Origin of the sequence: Peribacillus deserti (genome assembly GCF_016909175.1) — a bacterium.
Lineage (GTDB): Bacteria > Bacillota > Bacilli > Bacillales > DSM-1321 > Paraperibacillus > Paraperibacillus deserti.
The window spans coordinates 23,116-43,163 of record NZ_JAFBFI010000006.1; the positions used below are offsets into that span (position 1 = coordinate 23,116).

At 41.0% G+C, this 20,048-nt stretch carries 20 protein-coding genes; all 20 read right to left on the bottom strand.

The features are described from left to right. Positions 1–12: 12 nt before the first annotated feature. Positions 13–816, bottom strand: a complete 804-nt coding sequence (gene flgG / locus JOC77_RS08055) for a flagellar basal body rod protein FlgG (protein ID WP_204541363.1) — start codon at positions 814–816, stop codon at positions 13–15. Between the two features lie 68 nt (positions 817–884). Beyond that, positions 885–1,274: a TIGR02530 family flagellar biosynthesis protein gene (locus tag JOC77_RS08060; protein ID WP_204541366.1), complete on the bottom strand. Its 390-nt coding sequence runs from the start codon at positions 1,272–1,274 to the stop codon at positions 885–887. A 17-nt stretch (positions 1,275–1,291) separates the two neighbouring features. Continuing rightward, positions 1,292–1,939: a flagellar hook assembly protein FlgD gene (gene flgD, locus JOC77_RS08065; protein ID WP_204541369.1), complete on the bottom strand. Its 648-nt coding sequence runs from the start codon at positions 1,937–1,939 to the stop codon at positions 1,292–1,294. A 9-nt stretch (positions 1,940–1,948) separates the two neighbouring features. After that, positions 1,949–3,232 carry a flagellar hook-length control protein FliK gene (locus JOC77_RS08070; RefSeq protein WP_204541372.1) on the bottom strand — a complete coding sequence of 428 codons (1,284 nt, stop codon included), beginning with the start codon at positions 3,230–3,232 and terminating at the stop codon, positions 1,949–1,951. Between the two features lie 27 nt (positions 3,233–3,259). Continuing rightward, positions 3,260–3,871 (bottom strand): MotE family protein, encoded by a 612-nt coding sequence (locus JOC77_RS08075; RefSeq protein ID WP_204541375.1) that lies wholly within the window; start codon positions 3,869–3,871, stop codon positions 3,260–3,262. A gap of 5 nt (positions 3,872–3,876) precedes the next feature. After that, on the bottom strand, positions 3,877–4,323 hold the full coding sequence (gene fliJ, locus JOC77_RS08080) for a flagellar export protein FliJ (protein WP_204541378.1): 447 nt from the start codon (positions 4,321–4,323) through the stop codon (positions 3,877–3,879). 5 nt (positions 4,324–4,328) lie between these two features. Next, entirely contained in the window at positions 4,329–5,648 is a 1,320-nt protein-coding gene (gene fliI / locus JOC77_RS08085; protein ID WP_204541381.1) for a flagellar protein export ATPase FliI, read from the bottom strand. Positions 5,649–5,650: 2 nt separating this feature from the next. Continuing rightward, complete coding sequence (gene fliH / locus JOC77_RS08090; RefSeq protein ID WP_239558666.1) at positions 5,651–6,421, bottom strand: flagellar assembly protein FliH; 771 nt, start codon at positions 6,419–6,421, stop codon at positions 5,651–5,653. Continuing rightward, the gene (gene fliG / locus JOC77_RS08095) at positions 6,405–7,427 is read right to left on the bottom strand and encodes a flagellar motor switch protein FliG (RefSeq protein ID WP_204541387.1); all 1,023 of its coding nucleotides are present in this window, start codon (positions 7,425–7,427) and stop codon (positions 6,405–6,407) included. Before fliG ends, fliH begins: the two co-directional genes overlap by 17 nt. 9 nt (positions 7,428–7,436) lie before the next feature. Continuing rightward, positions 7,437–9,029, bottom strand: a complete 1,593-nt coding sequence (fliF, locus tag JOC77_RS08100; protein WP_204541390.1) for a flagellar basal-body MS-ring/collar protein FliF — start codon at positions 9,027–9,029, stop codon at positions 7,437–7,439. Positions 9,030–9,115: 86 nt separating this feature from the next. Continuing rightward, positions 9,116–9,424 (bottom strand): flagellar hook-basal body complex protein FliE, encoded by a 309-nt coding sequence (gene fliE, locus JOC77_RS08105; protein ID WP_204541393.1) that lies wholly within the window; start codon positions 9,422–9,424, stop codon positions 9,116–9,118. Between the two features lie 15 nt (positions 9,425–9,439). Then, entirely contained in the window at positions 9,440–9,901 is a 462-nt protein-coding gene (gene flgC / locus JOC77_RS08110; protein WP_204541396.1) for a flagellar basal body rod protein FlgC, read from the bottom strand. A 2-nt stretch (positions 9,902–9,903) separates the two neighbouring features. Continuing rightward, positions 9,904–10,296, bottom strand: coding sequence for a flagellar basal body rod protein FlgB (gene flgB / locus JOC77_RS08115; protein WP_204541399.1), 393 nt, complete (start codon positions 10,294–10,296; stop codon positions 9,904–9,906). A 535-nt stretch (positions 10,297–10,831) separates the two neighbouring features. Next, positions 10,832–11,611, bottom strand: coding sequence for a GTP-sensing pleiotropic transcriptional regulator CodY (codY, locus tag JOC77_RS08120; protein ID WP_204541402.1), 780 nt, complete (start codon positions 11,609–11,611; stop codon positions 10,832–10,834). A gap of 158 nt (positions 11,612–11,769) precedes the next feature. Next, positions 11,770–13,179, bottom strand: a complete 1,410-nt coding sequence (gene hslU / locus JOC77_RS08125) for an HslU--HslV peptidase ATPase subunit (RefSeq protein ID WP_204541405.1) — start codon at positions 13,177–13,179, stop codon at positions 11,770–11,772. 210 nt (positions 13,180–13,389) lie between these two features. Next, a complete protein-coding gene (gene hslV, locus JOC77_RS08130) occupies positions 13,390–13,932 on the bottom strand; it encodes an ATP-dependent protease subunit HslV (protein ID WP_204541408.1) in 543 nt (180 codons plus the stop codon). 78 nt (positions 13,933–14,010) lie between these two features. After that, positions 14,011–14,910, bottom strand: a complete 900-nt coding sequence (xerC, locus tag JOC77_RS08135; protein WP_204541411.1) for a tyrosine recombinase XerC — start codon at positions 14,908–14,910, stop codon at positions 14,011–14,013. Positions 14,911–14,969: 59 nt separating this feature from the next. Further along, the gene (gene trmFO / locus JOC77_RS08140) at positions 14,970–16,277 is read right to left on the bottom strand and encodes an FADH(2)-oxidizing methylenetetrahydrofolate--tRNA-(uracil(54)-C(5))-methyltransferase TrmFO (RefSeq protein WP_204541413.1); all 1,308 of its coding nucleotides are present in this window, start codon (positions 16,275–16,277) and stop codon (positions 14,970–14,972) included. Positions 16,278–16,583: 306 nt separating this feature from the next. Further along, complete coding sequence (gene topA, locus JOC77_RS08145) at positions 16,584–18,659, bottom strand: type I DNA topoisomerase (RefSeq protein WP_204541416.1); 2,076 nt, start codon at positions 18,657–18,659, stop codon at positions 16,584–16,586. A 373-nt stretch (positions 18,660–19,032) separates the two neighbouring features. Further along, the gene (gene dprA / locus JOC77_RS08150; RefSeq protein ID WP_204541419.1) at positions 19,033–19,929 is read right to left on the bottom strand and encodes a DNA-processing protein DprA; all 897 of its coding nucleotides are present in this window, start codon (positions 19,927–19,929) and stop codon (positions 19,033–19,035) included. Between the last annotated feature and the right edge of the window lie 119 nt (positions 19,930–20,048).

Sequence of the window (20,048 nt, forward strand, 5' to 3'; positions counted from 1 at the left end):
CTCCCTCCAAATCTATCGTTTTAAATTCACAAGTTCTTGGAGAATTTCGTCTGATGTTGTAATAATTCTGGTGTTCGCTTGGAAGCCGCGCTGGGCTGTTATCATTTCTGTAAATTCCTCGGAAAGGTCGACGTTGGACATTTCTAGAAGTCCTGATTGGATATCGCCAAGCCCGTTTTGTCCTGATACAGATATAACTGGTGTACCTGAATTATTCGTTGGTTTAAATAGATTGTTACCTGATTTAGTTAATCCTCCGGAATTAGGGAATTTAGCTAACTGAATTTGCCCTGCGGTTTGCAATGCTCCGGCATTATCTATATATGTTACCGTTCCGTCCTGGCTGATTGCCATATCTTTAGCATTGGTTGGTATGTTAATTTGCTGTCCAGAAGCTCCGCCCACCAGTCCTGTCACAAATAAACCATCACTATTCACTAAATCTCCATTTTGGTCTAAATAAAAATTTCCTGCCCTCGTGTAACTAATATCTGTCCCGTTGGCCAAAACAAAGTATCCATCGCCAGAAAGAGATAAATCCAGCATTCTCCCTGTATTTTGCAGTGAACCCTGAGTTTGGATGGTGTCTATTGCAGAAACCTGCGACCCAAGCCCAACCTGCTTAGGATTTATTCCGCCTCTGGCTGCGGTTGCCCCACTAGCTCCGGATATGGATTGATTAACCATATCTTTAAACACTACCCTTCCCTTTTTAAAACCAAAGGTATTAACATTCGCGATGTTATTTCCGATAACGTCTAATTTATTTTGAAAGTTTTTCATACCGCTTATTCCTGAGTACATTGATCTAAGCATGTTTTTTTCCCCTTTCATGATGGCTGCTTCTATCAGTCCACAGCCTGGCTTTCCTTAAAAGGTCCAGCCTATTCCATAACAATGGTTCCATTTATATTTGTAAATATCTGTGCACCGGCTTCTGTTCGATCCATGGCTGTTATGACCGTATTATTTTTAGCACTGACAATTAAAGCTGCGTTTTTCATGAGGACTAAAGAGTCCTGTACGCCCATTTTTTTTGCTTCCAGCACTTTTTCCTCAAGTTTATTCCAGCTTGCCTGGTCGATTTGAATATTTCTCTGTTCGAGCCGGGCTTTCGCATGTTTGCTGACCATAAGCTTTGACGGCTCAGGGAGGGCGGCATTTTGCAGCTGCTGGGCAAAGCTTGTTTTTAGTGTCTGCTGCTGGAATGCTCCCTGTTTTTTATAAACTGGCAGCGGAGCGTTGGAAATGGGCCTGATGTTTACCTTTTCCATAAGAGCTACTCCTTTTATCAGCCTGAAATCTTGATCATTTGCTCAATACTTATTTTGGATAGAGATGCATCATTCATTTCTATTGAGGTCTTGCCGTCCTTTAACCCGACTGATTTCACCACGGCTTTATTTTCCTGCTTTTGATCATTGAGCCAAGTAACGGTTTTACCAATCAGTTCACTTGCCTGCATCAAATTATTTCCGCCCGGAGACGAGGAGTGGTTAACTTCTGAAATATTACCCGGCTCCAACTTTGTTCCGTCTTCTAGTGTAAATTGAACCGTATCTTCTTTAAATTGGACTGAACTGATCATTCCTTTTCCCTGTTCTACTTGGGGAGGAGTGTTTACATCAGTGGATTCTGTAATTTTATGCCAGGATACCTCTTTGCCGACGAATTGATTGTAAGCAACTAATTGGCTCTGCTGCTGCATTGAAACAAACTTATCAATGGACTTACCCATGTTTGTTATTTGCTCCAGAGTCGAAAACGTGGCCATTTGAGCTATAAAGTCTTTATCCTCAAGCGGCTTCATTGGATCCTGATTTTGCAGCTGAGTCATTAGGATTTTTAGAAAGTCGTCTTTTCCTAAATTATCGCCATTGGTCTGTTTCTTTTGCTGCTGATAATTGCTTAAAAGCAGCGAAGATTGTATCTTATCCACGTTTATCACCTAAACTTCCATATTTACTAAGGCCTCTTCAAAGGACTTATTAAAATCACCGGATCCTTCGGATATTTCCTCATCTTGTATGTCCTGTTCGAATGGCTGCTGCTGATCATGATGCTGGTGTTCTTTTTGCAAAAACCGTTCTCCTGTAAATTGGCTCATTGCCTGAGAAATTTCCAGCTTTTCAACCCCAATGTTCTGCGCCGAAAAAGCGTGCTTGAGGTTCTGTATATGGCTTTCTAGTGCTTCTTTGGCCTGGCTTGTCGATGCAATAATTCTTGCTGTAACCAAAGAGTCTCTTTGAATAATTTCGATTCTTAGTGAACCAAGATGCTCTGGATTAAGCCGGATAAATAACTTTTGTGTTCCATTCAAGCTTGTAAAATTGGCCTTAGCCAGCATATTTTCGAATTGCTTAATAAACTGTTCCTGATTTACGGGCTGGCCTGATTTTTCAAGATTTAATACGAAAAGCTCGACCTTTGAAACAGGCATATGAAAGGCTGATGCAGGCGGAGGTAATTCACTGCCGGAAATAGATACATTTTTTTGGTTTTCCAGGTTTGCACCCTGATTCATTCGGGTATACACTTCTTGGAGCATGTTAGGTACACTTTTTATTGGGCTGGCTGGCTGGTTCCCCGAAGTTTTTTCTGATAGAAGTACAGCCTCGCTTTCCAGTGTGCTGGCCACAGACTTTAAGAGCTCATTAAGCTTTTTAATTAGACCTTCTTCTTCCCTCGCCATATCTGTAAAATCTGCACTTAACACCATCAATTTGGCATATTTTATAACATCTGACATCGAATCAAAGTTCACTTTACCAAGATCTTTCCATTCCATTTGCGAAACTGGAAGAATAAGAGAAACTATTTCAGCAAGATCTGTTTTATCCTTTTCAGCACTCTCTTCCTCTGACTGTTCAACTCCCAGCTCTTTTAACAGCTTATTTATCGACTCTTTAAGAGAACCGCTCTGGGCAAGCTGTGTGAGGAGAGGATGGCGGGTTACATCCGCTTCCCCCATTACTAGAGCTTTTGCGAATTCAAGTCCGCCTTCCGTTTCTGTCATATGATCCATCTTCAAAAGACTTAATAGCTCCTGTACCAACGCGGTCTGCTTTTCGTCAGGCGGCTGTATGGCCGGCGCTGCTGGTGCCGGCTGATTGATGCTGGCAAAAACGGAACCAAAAACCTGGCTGCTTAATGGAATCGCGCCTGATGAGTCCTTCACCATACTATTACCATTACTCACGGATAATCTTGCAGCTGCGATGGCTGTATACATCTTTTCACCTCCTTTCAAAATTCTGTTTTATTCTGAACTGGTTTCCTGCTTTTTCACATTCACCGTCAGTTTCTGAGTCAATCTGGCAGCTGCAGCTGGCTCCATTTTTTCAAGAATGGCTGCCAGTGCTTCACTGCTTATATTTGATAATATTTTGACTGATTCTTCCTCACTTAGTTCGGAAAGTATGGGAGCTGCCTTTCCGGGCGACATTGTTTGATAGGTCTGGATAATATCCTTGAAAGCCCGTTTGTTTTCTTCTTGAACTTTTGTTAATTCTTCCACTTCCTGCTGAAGCCTTTGTTGGTCAATTTCTTTGTTATTAAGCTCTTTATCTCGGCTGTCGATAATATTTTCCAGCTGCGTAATCTTTGTTTTCTCCTGTTTTAAAGATTCTTCAAGACCGCTGATTTTCTTTTGATACAGTTCGATTGAAGGTTTCTTCTCTTCTTCGAAAACCTTAGATACACCAGGTATTTTCTGACCGATTGCCTTTGCCGCGTTCCCAACATTCACACCGGCAACCTTTAATATGACGATCGAAAAGATGGCTGCTGCCATAAGTGGGATTAAAATAACAAAGAGAAGCCATTGAAGCCTGCTTTGTTTTTTTTCTTCAAGCTCTAAATTTTTATCCATAAATATCACCTGCTGGCCCCTGCTAAGTACTGCTGAATTGAAATTTCATCCATCTGGCTGTTCTCTAGAAACTTGTTATGATCTATAAATTTTTTCAAATCTTTTTCTCTAATCTTTTCATACTTTCTGACTTCAACATTTGTTTCCATAAGCTTTTCCTGAAACAAGTTCATCCTGTGTCTAGCGTCTATTACCGCCTTCTGGTTATGGCTGATGATATTCTCCAGGTTTTCCATGAATTGCTGGTGATGCCGGATATCCTGGACAGACAAGCCGGCTTGCAGTTTCTCCTGCTGGAACACATGCAGATCTTCCTTTTTCTTTAAAAGCTTGTACAATTTTTCTGCTGCCTCTTCAAACTGCTTTAAGGCTTCACTGTACTTAGAAAAGGCATCGTTTTTTTCTTTTTCCTTAATAGAAAGAATCTTTTCAAACTTATATTGATACTGCATGCGCATTACTCACCGCTTTCCATTAATTCCATTAAGCTAAATACGCTTTGTTCCTTAGACACTTTTTCTTTTGTACTCTGCTTAAGAAAGGAGATAATCTCAGGGTATTTTCTAATTGCCTCGTCGATTTCTTTAGAAGACCCTCTTTTATACGCTCCGATATTTATGAGATCTTCAGAATCGATATAAGTTGAAAGCAAATCCCTAAGCCTCTCGGCATTTTTCACATGACTATCGTCTGCAATATGATTCATGATTCTGCTGATACTTTTTAAAATGTTAATTGCCGGATATTGCCCTTTATTAGCTAAATCTCTGTCTAACACAAAATGCCCGTCCAAAATACCTCTTACTGTGTCGGCAATTGGTTCATTCATGTCGTCCCCATCTACCAGCACCGTGTAAAATGCTGTTATAGACCCATGAATATTCGTACCGGTCCTTTCGAGAAGGCGGGGAAGAATCCCAAATACGGAAGGTGTATATCCTTTTGTTGTGGGAGGCTCGCCCACAGCAAGTCCTATTTCACGCTGCGCCATGGCCACCCTTGTAACCGAATCCATCATGAGCATCACATTCAGCCCTTTGTCGCGGAAATACTCTGCGATAGCCGTTGCAGTGAATGCGCCTTTTATGCGCATCAAAGCTGGCTGGTCTGACGTTGCAACTACAACAATAGATCTCGCTAGACCTTCAGGACCTAAGTCTCGTTCAATAAATTCCCGGACTTCTCTTCCACGCTCACCAATTAGCCCAATTACATTTAAGTCTGCTTTCGTATTTCTGGCAATCATTCCAAGCAGTGTACTTTTCCCTACCCCGCTGCCGGCAAAAATCCCGACTCTCTGCCCATTTCCGACTGTAAGCAATGAATCTATCATCCTAACTCCAACATCTATACTTTCAGTAATAGGGGGTCTCTCCATCGGATTTGGAGGATCCTGCTCAGTCGGCACAGCCGACAGACCCTTAGGCAGGGGTGAGCCGTCTAGTGGATGGCCAAGGGAATCGACCACCTTTCCGATCAGTTCAGCGCCCACTCTGATTTCGAGAGGCTGTGCTGTCGTTTCCACCAGGCTTCCAGGAGATATATCGCTTACGGCTGTATAAGGCATTAAGATAACATTTTCATCTTTAAACCCCACCACTTCTGCGCGGATCAGCCTTTTAGTCCCTTTGTGGCCGGCATGGATGTAACATACGTCTCCGACAGAACTTTCAGGTCCCTGCGATTCAATCATAATACCGACTATTCTCTTAACACGTCCATAAAGTTTAAAAGTATTAAGTTCATCTATGAAAGGCAGCAAGTTTTGAGCTTTCACATTTATTCCCCTTCTAGCAGCCCTAGCAGCTTTTCTTTAATTTCATACAGCTGGCTGTCGACACTGGCATCTATTCTTCCATTGGAAGATTCAATAATGCAGCTTGTTTCTTCCAGTTCTTCATCCGGATAGATATATAGTTCTGTATTTTTTGGGAAAAGAGCAGTCAGCTTTTCTTTTTCCGACAGAATAAAGCCATAATGGGAGGGATGGATATGAAGCTGGACTTCTTTGTATTCCCTCGCTTCCTTTATTGCCCGTTTGACTAAGGACAAAAAATATTCCTCTGAATCAGCTAATTTTTTCCCTATTATTTTTTCTGCAACTCGAATGCTTAAGTCTAGAATCGTTTTCTCAGATGATTCGATGCGCTCTTTATAATCGATTCTGGCACTTTCAATCACATTTCTGGCTGATGCGATGCTTGCAGCCATTTCCGAATAGCCCTGCTCTCTTCCAGCTTCGTATCCCTGGCTGAATCCTTCCTGGGAAGCACGTTCGGTCAGTAAAGGCAGTTCTTCGTTTTCCCATTGCTGTTTCTGGTTCATGATCTCATTGAACATTTGATCTGCCCTTGCATGCGCCAAGGAAATAATTTCATCTGCCTGGTTTTTGGCCTCTTCAATATACGACTCCTGCTCATTGGCTGCAGAAGGCTCAGGGTGAACAGTGAAGGAATCTTGTGAAATATCAAAGCTTTTAATACGGATCAGTTTATTTTCTTTTTCCTTAACCGAATTACTGGATTTGATAATTCTAGACAATAATGTCATCTCCTCCGCCCCTGGCAATCACAATCTCCCCGGATTCTTCCAGGCGGCGGATTACAGCGACAATTCTCGACTGTGCTTCTTCCACATCACGAAGGCGGACTGGACCCATATATTCCATCTCTTCTTTAAATGTATCAACCATCCGTTTAGACATGTTTTTGAATACAATATCCTTTACTTCTTCGCTGGACACTTTAAGTGATAGCATGAGATCATCATTTTCAGCATCTCTGATGACTCTTTGAATCGCCCTGCTGTCCAGAGTAACAATATCCTCAAAGACAAACATTCGCTTCTTGATTTCTTCAGCAAGCTCTGGATCTTGAATTTCCAGGGCATCTAGAATCGTTCTTTCCGTTGACCTGTCTACCCCATTTAATACTTCAACCACCGCTTCTACCCCGCCAGTCTGGGTATAATCCTGGGTAACGGTTGCCGATAGCTTTCTTTCCAGAATCTGCTCTACTTCATTAATGATTTCCGGGGATGTGCTGTCCATTAAGGCAATCCTTCTTGCGATATCTGCCTGTACTTCCTGCGGAAGCTCAGAAAGAATCTGTCCCGCCTGCGCCGGATCTAGGTAAGAAAGAATTAAAGCAATGGTTTGCGGATGCTCGTTTTGAATGAAATTAAGGATCTGGCCCGGATCTGCTTTTCTGGCAAAATCAAAAGGTCTTACCTGAAGAGAAGATGTCAGTCTATTAATAATGGCGGAAGCCTGATCTGTACCTAATGCTTTTTCCAGAACCTGCTTTGCATAGCCAATTCCGCCCTGGCTTATATAATCCTGGGCAATTGCAATTTGATGAAACTCTTCTAGTATTTCCTCTTTATTCTTAGAATCTACTTTTCTGACACCTGATATTTCTAAAGTAAGTCTTTCAATTTCTTCTTCAGATAAGTGTTTATAAACCGAAGCAGACACATCAGGACCAAGCGAGATGAGCAAGATAGCTGCCTTTTGTTTTCCCGTTAATTCGCCTTTTCTTTCTTTTAATGACAACATCTTCTCCTCCTATTCTTCTGTAATCCAGCTGCGAAGCAGTTTTGCAAATTCGTCTGGTTTTTCTTTTGCGAGTTTTTCGAGCTGTTTTCTCCGGGCTGTGGCTTCTGTTTCCGTTTCTTCCGTTACATCCGGGATATTAAATTCAATCTGTTCCTCGACCACATACTCTTCTTCCTCATCTTTCCTTCTTGAACGGAGGAACAAGATAATTGCAGCAGCCAATGCAAGCAGTAACACTCCGCCTGTTATATAGGCCCATAATGGAATGGCCGGATTTGTCTCAGAATCAAATTCCATTTTTCCATTAAACGGCTGGACAGAAACAGCAATTTTATTATCAATATCCTCTTCTGTTACTGTTTCAGGTAAATAATCTTTATCGATGGAGGTCCGGACAATGGTGCCCAGTACTTTAGTAATGTCATCGATCCGCTCTTGTGGAAGAGAGTTGCGGTCATTCTTTTTCGGTGGTTCTACCATAACCTGTATACCTAGATCTCTTACTTTGTATGGACTTTCCACAATTTCTTTTTTGATTTTGTTAACTTCATAATTTATGGTATCTTCTATTTTTTCATAGTCGCCGTTCCCATTAGAGCCTTCCAGGTACTGAGTTCCAAGGGAGTCTGATGGATCTTCTCCCTCAGGTGTGCCCCCAGCCGGATTACCAGTGCCTGTGAACGTTTCGGTGATTTTTTGGGCGCTTAGAGCGATCCCTTTCATATTTTCTTTATCAACTGGCTCAACCAGGTTTTCTTCTCTATTTTCTTGGGTAAAGTCTATATCGGCTGTTACAGAAACGACAACCTTGTCTCTGCCCATTAAGGTACCCAGCATGTTCTGGACCTGCCTTTGAATATCGCGTTCAACTTCTTTTTTCATTTCATGCTGAGCAGTGAATATCGTCCCATTCTGGAAATTATTTTCATTTTTTAAATCAAAATACTCAAAATTTTGATTCATGATGACGATATTATCTGTAGGAAGGTTCGGAACACTCTTGGAAACCAGATGATACAGCGATTTAATCTGGCCATCCTGGAACTGATAGCCGGGCTTTGTTTTTAAAACGATAGAGGCCGACGCCTCTTCATTTGTATCACTCACAAAGATCCCTTTTTCGGGAAGGCTCAGCATTACTTTTGCATCTTCAACCCCATCAATGCCTTTAATCAGGTTCGTGAGCTCTGTCTGCATGGAATCCAGTTTAACTACCTGAAACTCATTATCGGTCATTCCGAATCCAGCATTCTTGCTGAAAAAGGAATAATCTATACTGCCGGATTCAGGAATCCCTTCTGCAGCCAGTTCCACTTTTAAGGAGTCGACATTTTCTTCAGGCACCAGTATGGTTTTTCCACCATCCGCTATTTCTGAAGGAATGCCCCTTCCATCCAGGTTTTGTTTAATGGTTCCTGTTTCTGAGGGAGCGAGATTGCTGTATAGAGGGACCATATTTTTTCTAGTAGAAAAAAGGGCTGCCGCAGCAATCAGCACCAGCACAAGAATTACGGAGCTGATCAGAACCGTTTTTTGTTTTTTTGTTCTGCTGCTCCAAAACCCTGTAATTCTATTTTTTAGATTGGCTATAAATTCGTTCATCCTGATCCCCCGGTTAATCTGTTAGTCTCTTCACTATTTATCTCTCTATTTTGAATCCAGTTCTTCGAGCATTTATTCGGAGTCCTTTATACTTGCATTCTCATCATTTCCTGATAGGTTTCTATCACTTTATTTCTTATTTCCATGGCAGTCTGCAAAGTTATGCTTGCTTTCTGAGAAGCAATCATTACCTGGTGAAGATCCACGTTTTCTCCCCTGACAAGCTTTGACGTATATTCATCTGAAATCGATTGTGTTTCATTTACTTTTTCAATAGATTCCTTTAAAACAGACGCAAAATTCTTTTGTGCTTCGTATGGTGTAGGAGCCGTAGCCGCTGTTTCATCCGGCCTTGCTGTATGTTGAAGCGGCGCAAGGCTTATTCCATTAATCATTTATCTGACACCTGCCTATTTCCCGATTTCTAAAGCTTTCATAAGCATCCCTTTTGATGCATTTAACACAGTAACATTGGCTTCATATGAGCGGGTTGCACTCATTAAATCCACCATCTCTCTTAAAGGGTCTACATTTGGCATTTGTACATAGCCATCCTGGTCTGCATCAGGATGCTCTGGATCATATACAAGTTTACTAGGTGTCGTGTCATCTTCTATGATTTTCGTTACCTTAACACCCTGTCCAGCTGAATTCCGACCGGACACAGCCGTTTGCAGAAAGTTCGAAAAGCTGCCTTCATTCGGCTGCAATACGACCGACTTCCTTTTGTAAGGATCCCATTTCCCTGTTTCAGCATTATAAGTTCCTCTTGTCGAATCTACATTAGCCATGTTTGATGAGATAACATCCATTCTTAATCTCTGAGCTGTCAGGGCTGAAGAAGTGGTATTCATGCTATGGAAAATACTCATATCTATCGCCCGCCTTTTATAACAGATTGAAGTGTCTGGAATTTCCCGCTGATTCTTTCAGTGAGAGCATTATAATAAATCTGGTTTGTTGCCAGATCACTCATTTCCTTATCCATGTCAACGCTGTTTCCATTATGGTTATACTGCATGTTGTTCCTCGTATATACTCCATTAGCACTAGGACTTCCGTTAAAATCAAAATGTCTTTGATTCGTCCTGTAGGCTTTTAGTCCAGTGCCGCTTTCATGAGCTAGCATCTCTTTAAACGAAACATCCTTGGATTTATAGTTTGGAGTGTCAACATTTGATATATTCTGTGAAATTACTTTTTGCTTTAATGATGAATAATCAAGGGCTCGTTCTAAATTAGTAAACGAATTAGAAAAGAGTTTCATCTATTACACCTCTTTTGAATGAGTATATTTAGGTAAAAAAGGAGAATTATGTAGAATTAGGCCATATTTTGTAAACGCAAGAACTCATTTCTTATTCTAATGAAATCCTACCCGGCTGTCTATGTCGCAAAATGGAATATTTATGTGTTATTTGTCCTATTTTTAACAACAGATTACATATTTGTGTCAATTCTATTACAAAAGTCCCAGTTTCTTACAACTAGAAGACTGAAAATTATCAAGAGCATCGGGAATGCTTCATACTATATTAGATTTTGGATGGGCAATAATGGATGGGCGGTTACATAGAAAAGTGGTTTTGTCATTACGACGATATTCAGAATAATACTAGGGGATTCTTAACCATTCATAGAAGTTTAGAGGGAAAAACGTATGGAATGATGGGTTTTATATATTCTTACTTTTTTCAAAAGACATAACAGCATTCCACAAGGGAGCCTGCAAAAAAAATCCTGACGCATTTAATGCGTCAGGATTTTTTATTATAAGCTTATTCATTGTTAATCGAAGTCTATTAGCTGCTTTTCAGTTTATCAAGTTCAACAAGAAATTTCGAATTTAAAACCTTTATGTAGGTTCCTTTCATGCCAAGAGAACGAGATTCGATAACTCCGGCACTTTCGAGCTTTCTTAATGCATTTACGATAACTGATCTTGTAATGCCTACACGGTCAGCAATTTTTGATGCTACAAGAAGACCTTCATTGCCCTTTAATTCCTCAAAGATATGCTCAATGGCTTCCAACTCACTATAAGAAAGGGAGCTGATGGCCATTTGAACAACAGCCTTGCTTCTTGCTTCTTCTTCAATTTCTTCTGCTTTTTCACGCAGAATTTCCATTCCTACTACAGTTGCACCGTATTCGGCCAAAATCAGGTCATCATCGTGAAACTTTTCTTCTAAACGGGCTAATATCAGCGTTCCAAGACGCTCTCCGCCTCCGATAATCGGCACAATAGTAGTTAACCCTGATTTGAATAACTCTTTGTTCTCCACAGGGAAAGCTGTATACGCACTTTCAATATCAATGTTCGAAGATGTTTCCTGAATGGTGGATAAACCTCTAATATATTCCTCAGGAAACTGGCGGTCTTCTAGCATTTTTTTCATACGCTCATTTTCTATTTGCTGGTTTATAGAAAAGCCTAACAGCTTTCCTCTTCTGCTTACAACGAATACGTTAGCTTCGATTACTTCACTCAAGCTTTCAGCCATTTCCTTAAAATTCACAGGTTTTCCTGCCGAGCTTTGAAGCATGCTGTTAATCGTTCTTGTTTTTGATAATAAATTCATTCTTATTTCCTCCTACTTACAACCACATTCAATATATGATTGACTTTGTTATTACTTTTTCCACTAAATGAATATTACTGTATCAAGAGGAAAGCTCTGAAACATTCTTTTGAATACTACCCTTCACATACATATTCAAACGTACTGCTTAAACCCTTTTACAAGATAAACTGGCTTAAATCTTTATTACGTGAAATGGTTCCCAGCTTTTCCTCAACATATTGAGGGGTAATCGTTATTTTTTCCATTGTTATATCAGGAGCTTCGAAAGACAAGTCCTCAAGAAGCTTTTCAAGAATAGTATGAAGCCTGCGGGCTCCAATATTATCCGTATTTTGGTTCACATCAAAAGCTACTTCTGCGATTCTACGAATAGCATCGTCAGAAAATTCTATTTGTATACCTTCTGTTTCCAATAATGCTGAATATTGCTTAAGCAGAGCATTATCCGGTTCATGAAGGATGCGAACGAAGTCATCTACTGTGAGCTTCTTAAGTTCGACTCTGATTGGAAAGCGCCCCTGCAGCTCCGGGATTAAATCAGAAGGCTTAGACATATGGAAGGCCCCTGCAGCAATGAACAAGACGTGATCCGTTTTTACAGAACCATATTTAGTCATAACCGTTGAACCTTCTACTATCGGAAGGATATCACGCTGTACCCCTTCTCTTGAAACATCAGCTGATGATCCTCCAGACTGTTTACTGGCTATTTTATCGATTTCATCAATGAAGATAATCCCGTTTTGTTCAGCCCGGTATACGGCTTCTTGTGTTACATCATCCATGTCAATAAGCTTGTTTGCTTCTTCGCTTGTGAGTACTTTCCTTGCTTCACTGACACTAAGTTTTCTTTTCTTTCTTTTTTTCGGCATCAGACTTCCTAGTGCATCTTGCATATTCATGCCCATTTGTTCCATTCCGGATCCCTGAAGCATATCAAACATGGACGGCTGTTGTTCTTCTACGTCAACCGTAACCATCTCCTGCTCTAATTCACCGGCAGCAAGCTTATATTCTACTGCTTTTCTCTTCTCATGTATAGAAAAATCTTCTGTGTCTGACTCATCTTCTTGGTCAGCCTGCATATTTCCGCCAAAAAGCATTTCCAGAGGATTTTTAAAATTAGCCGTTTTCTTTGCGGAAGGTACCAGCAATTCAATAAGCCGGGCATTTGCATTTCGTTCTGCCCTTTCTTTTACTGCCAGCATTCTGTCTTCTTTTACGAGACGGACTGATGTTTCCACCAGGTCACGGACCATCGACTCAACATCGCGGCCTACATAGCCTACTTCCGTAAACTTAGTAGCTTCTACTTTAACAAACGGCGCCCCCACAAGCTTAGCCATTCTGCGTGCAATTTCTGTCTTGCCGACACCCGTAGGACCAATCATTAAAATATTTTTAGGAACGACTTCATCCCTAAGCTTATCTCCAAGCAGCATTCTTCTATATCGATTGCGAAGGGCGATGGATACAGCTCTTTTTGCATCATTCTGCCCGACAATATATTGGTCCAGCTTTTCTACAATTTGTCTTGGGGTCATATTTTCCTTAGTGTTTTTCATATCCCCACTCCTTTTTTGATTAAAGCTCTGTTAAACTTGCGCTGTTGATTGTAACGAAGGGCACTCGCTTTCCGCGGGCGGCCCGGGAGCCGCCTCTCACGTTTACGCCTGCGGGGTCTCCCTTGACCCTTTTCTGCGCAGGAGTCTCGCGCCTTCCGTTCCAATCAACATAGTGCCAAAATCATTAATGATCTTTAACATATCCTTTGATTAAAGCTCTTCAACGATAATATTCGAATTTGTATAAACACATACTTCTGAAGCAATTTCAAGGGAACCTTTTGCGATTTCTCTGGCTGTCAAATGGTCGCCGGAATACCTTTTCAAGGCTCTTCCTGCTGACAGCGCATAATTTCCGCCAGAACCGATCGCAAGGATTCCATCATCCGGCTCGATTACCTCTCCCGTTCCTGAAACAAGAAGCAAATCATTTTGGTCCATAACAATCAGCATGGCTTCCAGCTTACGAAGCACCTTATCGCTTCTCCATTGCTTGGCCAGCTCAACAGCGGCCCTCTGAAGGTTCCCATTATATTCTTCGAGCTTTCCTTCAAACATTTCAAATAATGAAAAGGCATCAGCTACAGAACCTGCAAATCCTGCCAGTACCTTGCCATTAAAGATCTTCCTTACTTTTCTTGCCGTGTGCTTCATTACTACAGCATTGCCGAATGTGACCTGCCCGTCACCTGACATGGCACACTGCCCTTTATGATGAACCGCGAATATTGTAGTAGCATGAAAATTACCCATATTGTTCTCCTTTCAGACTAACCTTCTTCAAAAGGATTACAGCTCCTAATCTAGAAGCTGAATCAGCCAGAAGAAGTTTTATGCTCTCGGGTGTGCGGATTGATACACCTTTTTGAGCTGTTCCTTCGTTACATGCGTATAAATCTGTGTAGAAGAAATTTCCGAGTGTCCTAAGAGCTCCTGGACTGTTCTCAAATCTGCTCCATTGTTGAGTAAATGTGTAGCAAAAGAATGCCTGAGCATATGCGGATGAAGACTTTTATCTTTTGCCGTCTTTTTTATCATTTGATCTAATATGTAACGGACACCCCTTGGAGTCAAAGGACCGCCTTTAGAATTTACAAATATAAAATCATGCACAGCTTTGTTCTTTATCAATTGCTGTCTTGACTTAGACAAGTATTTTTGCAAAGCTTCTTTCGCAAAGTCTCCAAATGGCACATACCGGTCCTTTTTGCCTTTTCCATGCACAAGCATTGTTCCAAGTGTAAAATCAATATCCTTAAGTTTAAGCTCACAGCATTCACTTACCCTGATACCTGTTCCATATAACAGCTCAAGCAATGCTTGATCTCTGATTCCAAGGGTTGTGCTGTCATCAGACACACTGAACAAGGGCTCCATGTCTTCTTCATATAAAAAGCGCGGAAGTTTATGATCTCTCTTTGGGAGTGACACTAAAGCAAAGGGATTGTCCTTTACCATGCTTTCTCTCATCAAAAATTTATATAAACTCCGCAAACTTGAAGTTTTTCTGGCTATTGTTTTTTTTGCAAGTTTTCTTTCGTGCAGGCTGGTTAAAAATAACCGTGCATCAAAATATTCGACTGTGCCAAACTCAGAAATCTTTTGCTCATTCATAAATTCAAGAAACTCTTCTATGTCCTTCCGGTAATTAACAATGGTATATGGCGAACAATTTTTTTCCACTTGTAGGTATTCCATATAAGAATGTACCGCATTGTTCACGCTTTCCATACGTTCACCTCGCAAAGCTACTAAATATTATCATAGTTTTTAAAGACAGGCAATTGATTTTACAAATTTTTCACAAATTTCTGAATTGTTTCTAACGCTCTGTTAGCATGCATTTCATTTCGGTCTTTTTTGGCTTTAATTTTCTGCTCCAAGTCTGGGAATAATCCAAAATTTGCATTCATCGGCTGGAAGTTTTTCGTATTGGCTGCTGTGATATAGCGAGCCATGCTTCCCATAGCCGTTTCAGCCGGAAAAACTGCTGGCTCTTCTCCAGCAATCAGCCTTGCTGCATTTATGCCGGCGATTAAACCAGATGCTGCTGATTCTACATATCCTTCAACACCAGTCATCTGTCCTGCAAAAAACAAGTCAGGACGGGCTCTCAGCTGATATGTCGGTTCAAGCACCTTTGGAGAATTAATAAAGGTATTGCGGTGCATAACGCCATAACGGACAATTTCGGCGTTTTCAAGTCCAGGAATGAGCTGTATAACTTCCTTTTGAGGACCCCATTTTAAATGCGTTTGGAAACCTACTATATTATAAAGAGTTCCTGCAGCATCGTCTTGTCTCAGCTGAACAACAGCGAAGGGACGCTTGCCCGTTTTAGGATCTTCTAGTCCAACAGGCTTCAGCGGGCCGAATAACATGGTTTTCTTTCCTCTCTGACCCATTACCTCTATTGGCATACAGCCTTCAAAGAAAATCTCTTTTTCAAATTCTTTCAGAGGCACTGTTTCGGCAGACACCAGCGCATCATAAAAACGGTTGAATTCCTCTTCAGTCATTGGACAGTTCAGATAAGCTGCTTCTCCTTTGTCATAACGGGATTTCAAGTAGACCTTATCCATGTCGATGCTGTCTTTTTCGATAATCGGAGCGGCCGCATCATAAAAATAAAGATACTCTTCTCCGGTAAGTGCTTTAAGCTTTTCAGCAAGAGCCGGGCTCGTCAGCGGGCCAGTCGCAATAATGGTTGGTCCTTCCGGAATCTCAGTAACCTCTTCCTGATGAACGGTTACGTTCTCATGATTTTTGACCATTTCTGTTACCCTGCCGGCAAATTCGTGCCTGTCTACTGCAAGCGCCCCGCCTGCGGGTACAGAGGAAGCATCCGCTGATGCTATGATAATTGAATCAAGATGACGCATTTCCTCTTTTAATACACCTACTGCGTTGGTAAGGGTATTAGCCCTAAGTGAATTACTGCATACAAGCTCAGCAAATTTATCCGTATGATGCGCGGGAGTCTGCTTTACCGGGCGCATTTCATATAAATGAACCTTTATTCCTCGTTTGGCTAGCTGCCACGCTGCTTCACTCCCTGCGAGACCTGCGCCTATTACATTTACAGCCATATTTTCCATTCTACGAACCTCCACACTTTGTTATGTATCACAAGCATAAATATTTATCTTCAAACTCAGCGTATCCTTTTTATACAAAAGGTAAAACCAACTATCAGCTTATTTCATGCTTTCCCTTGTTTGTTCAAGTCCGAACATAAAATTATAAAACTAAAACGATATTCTTGTCCATATGCATTGTACATTACGTTTTAATTTAAAAAAAGTTTCATGATTTGCCGGAATCATAAGCGGCATTTTTATGCAGGCTCCTTTGGGGTGACATAAAGCAACAGAAAAAAGCAGGTGAGGAGCCTCCTCACCTGGCTAGCTTTGTGCCACTTCTTTATAATCGCACTCTACACATTGGACCTGGTTTCCTTTTTTTAGTTTTTTCTCAACTAAAAAGTTATCGCATTTCGGACATTTTCTTGGAAGCGGCTTATCCCAGGAGATGAACTCGCATTCGGGATATCGGTCACAGCCATAAAATATTCTTTTTTTCTTGCTCTTTCTTTCAATAATATTTCCTTCGTGGCAGTTAGGGCACTTTACCCCAATTTCTTTCACGATCGCTTTTGTATTCCTGCAATCAGGGAAGTTCGAACAAGCCATGAATTTTCCGTATCGGCCCATTTTAAATACCATAGGGCTGCCACAGTTTTCACAATCTTCGCCTGCAGGTTCATCTTTAATTTCTACCTTTTCCATTTCCGCTTCTGCTTTTTCGAGATTCCCCTCAAAATCTTTGTAAAAGTCATCAATTACATGGACCCAGGCAATTTTACCGTCCTCTATATCATCCAAATCTCTTTCCATTTTGGCAGTAAAATCTACATTCAATATTTCCGGGAAAAATTCAAGAATTAATTCCAGAACAATTTCACCAAGCTCTGTAGGGATAAACCGTTTGTTATCCAGTGCTACATAGCCGCGTTTCTGGATGGTGTCCAGGGTCGGGGCAAAGGTCGACGGACGCCCTATCCCCAGTTCCTCCAGAGTCCTTACAAGCCTTGCTTCTGTGTAGCGCGGAGGAGGCTGGGTGAAATGCTGTTTCTTATCAATATCCTTGGATAATGCTTTATCGCCTTCTTCTAATACAGGAAGGAATTTTTCTTTTTCCTCTTCTGTATCATCTGTTCCTTCCACATATACCTTCATGAAGCCGGCAAACTTAATTTTCGAGCCATTTGCCCTGAACAGCACCCCGGAATTTTCAAGATCTACACTCATCGTATCCATAATGGCCGGCGCCATCTGGCTCGCTACAAACCGTTCCCAGATTAATTTATATAATCTCAGCTGATCCCTGGAAAGATATTCTTTCATAAAAGCAGGATCCCGCAAAACACTCGTTGGCCGGATCGCTTCATGGGCATCCTGCGCGTTCGTTTGTTTTTTTTCTTTTCTCTCTTCCTGTACGGTGTAGTCTTTGCCATATTGCCCTGTAATGTATTCGCGAGCTTCTTCTTTGGCAATATCGGAAATACGGGTTGAATCGGTTCTCATATACGTAATTAACCCTGTTGTTCCTTCTTTTCCGATTTCAATTCCTTCGTATAGCTGCTGAGCCAGCATCATGGTTTTTTTCGCCCTGAAATTAAGCTTTCTTGCAGCTTCCTGCTGAAGGGAAGAAGTTGTAAACGGTACAGCAGGATTTCTTTTACGTTCCTTCTTTGTTACGTTTGTGACTTTAAATTCATTCCCATTGATTTTGGCAAGAATTTCATTTACTTGTTCTTCGTTGCTTAATTTTACTTTTTCTCCATCCAGGCTGAAAAAGGAAGCTTCAAAAAGATCTTTTCCCTTTGCAAACTCTGTTTTGATGGTCCAGTATTCTTCTGGAATAAATGCTTTGATTTCTTTTTCTCTATCAATGATCAGCCTGACTGCAACAGATTGAACTCTGCCGGCACTTAGACCTTTCTTCACTTTTTTCCATAGTAAAGGGCTGATGTTATAGCCAACCAGGCGGTCAAGAATTCTACGGGCCTGCTGGGCGTCGACGAGATTCATATTTATCGGCCTTGGATGCTTAAACGATTCCTTAATGGCATCTTTCGTAATTTCATTAAACACCACTCTGCAATCAGAGGCAGTGTCAACATCCAGCGTATGAGCCAAATGCCAGGCAATAGCTTCACCCTCCCTGTCAGGGTCAGCTGCGAGATAAATTTTCTTTGCTTTCTTAGCAGCAGTCTTTAGTTCTTTTAAAACAGGGCCTTTTCCTCTTATCGTTATATATTTGGGATTGAATTCGTTTTCAACATCTACTCCCATTTGGCTCCTGGGCAAATCTCTAACATGTCCCATAGAAGCCTTCACTTTATATTTTTTCCCTAAATATTTCTCAATGGTCTTCGCCTTTGCCGGCGATTCCACAATAACCAGGTATTCAGACATCTTGATCCTCCTCAAGAGGGAATAATAAATCTTCACTATTATTAATCATAAAAAAAAGATTTGTCAATCCGGTTTCTCTTTTATATCTTAATTTTCAGTTCCTTTTTCATAAAGATCAGCGAGTTTTTTATGTCTTTCAGGCCGTATCTCTTCCATGTTTCTTCATTTATATCATTGCTGACTAATAAATATCACTTGTAAAAATTAATTATAGACTTATCTAATGCTTTCTTTTGCAAAATGTATACTACTTTAACGGTTTTTTCAACTGATTCGAATTTTCCAGGCTTTGTTTTAAACACTTTCCCACTTATTCTCCATGAAATAGTATTATCCTTCTCTTAATTATTTTCTATGTCAGCTTAAGGGGTCTTTACCCGCCTTTGTTCTGCTGGGGAAGAAGGATTTCCTCCTCTATATCCAGATGGCTGAGGATGGGCTTAGCTCCTTCCTGGATTAGTTTATTCGTTCCAATCGAAAGCTCGCTTGTAATATTCCCAGGTACAGCAAATACCTCCCTGCCCTGTTCTAAGGCACTATACGCAGTAATTAAAGAACCGCTTTTTTCTTTTGCCTCGGTAATCAGCACTCCTTCTGCCATTCCGCTGATTATTCTGTTTCTATTTGGGAACATCCACGGCTCTGCTTTTTTAAAAGGAGGATATTCGGACATAACGGTTCCTTTCCTCATCATTTCTAAAGCAATAGGAATATTTTCCTTAGGATATATCTGAAAAATACCGCTTCCTAGAACTCCGATTGTTTTCCCCGAATATTTCAGAGCTGTTTGATGTGCAATTGCATCTATTCCAGAAGCCAATCCGCTGATAATGATATATCCCTTTTTTACAAGCGGCATTAAGAGATTCCTTGTTATATCTATTCCGTACGTGGAAGGCCTTCTCGGCCCTACCACAGCGAGGATAGGGACTGCACTTAACAGCTGCGTTTCCCCTCTCACATAAAGCACCCATGGAGGATTATAGATGTTTTTCAGCTTTACAGGATACACAGAATCATAAATGGTGATACATTGAACGTTATTGAGAAGATACTGCTGGAGGAAATTTTCGATGCTAAGGGTATGGAGGTCATGCAGAAAGTCGTTTAATTGTTTTTCGGGGATGTGAAGAAGCTGTCTCCAGGTATTGGAGGAAACATCATACAGCTGGGAAAGTGCCGGATCGAATGTCAGGATCTTATACATAGATTTCCAGCCAATTCCTCTGCAGTGATGAAGATGTATTAATTTTTTCTTAAATTCTTCCATAAATTCCTCTCCTTTTCTTTTTAAATTACTTACCTGACCGATTCCTGTAACCTTTCAAAGCTTAAAGGAATAACCCATAGTAGAAAACCGTCCCTCCATTAGAAGAGGGACGATAAAAA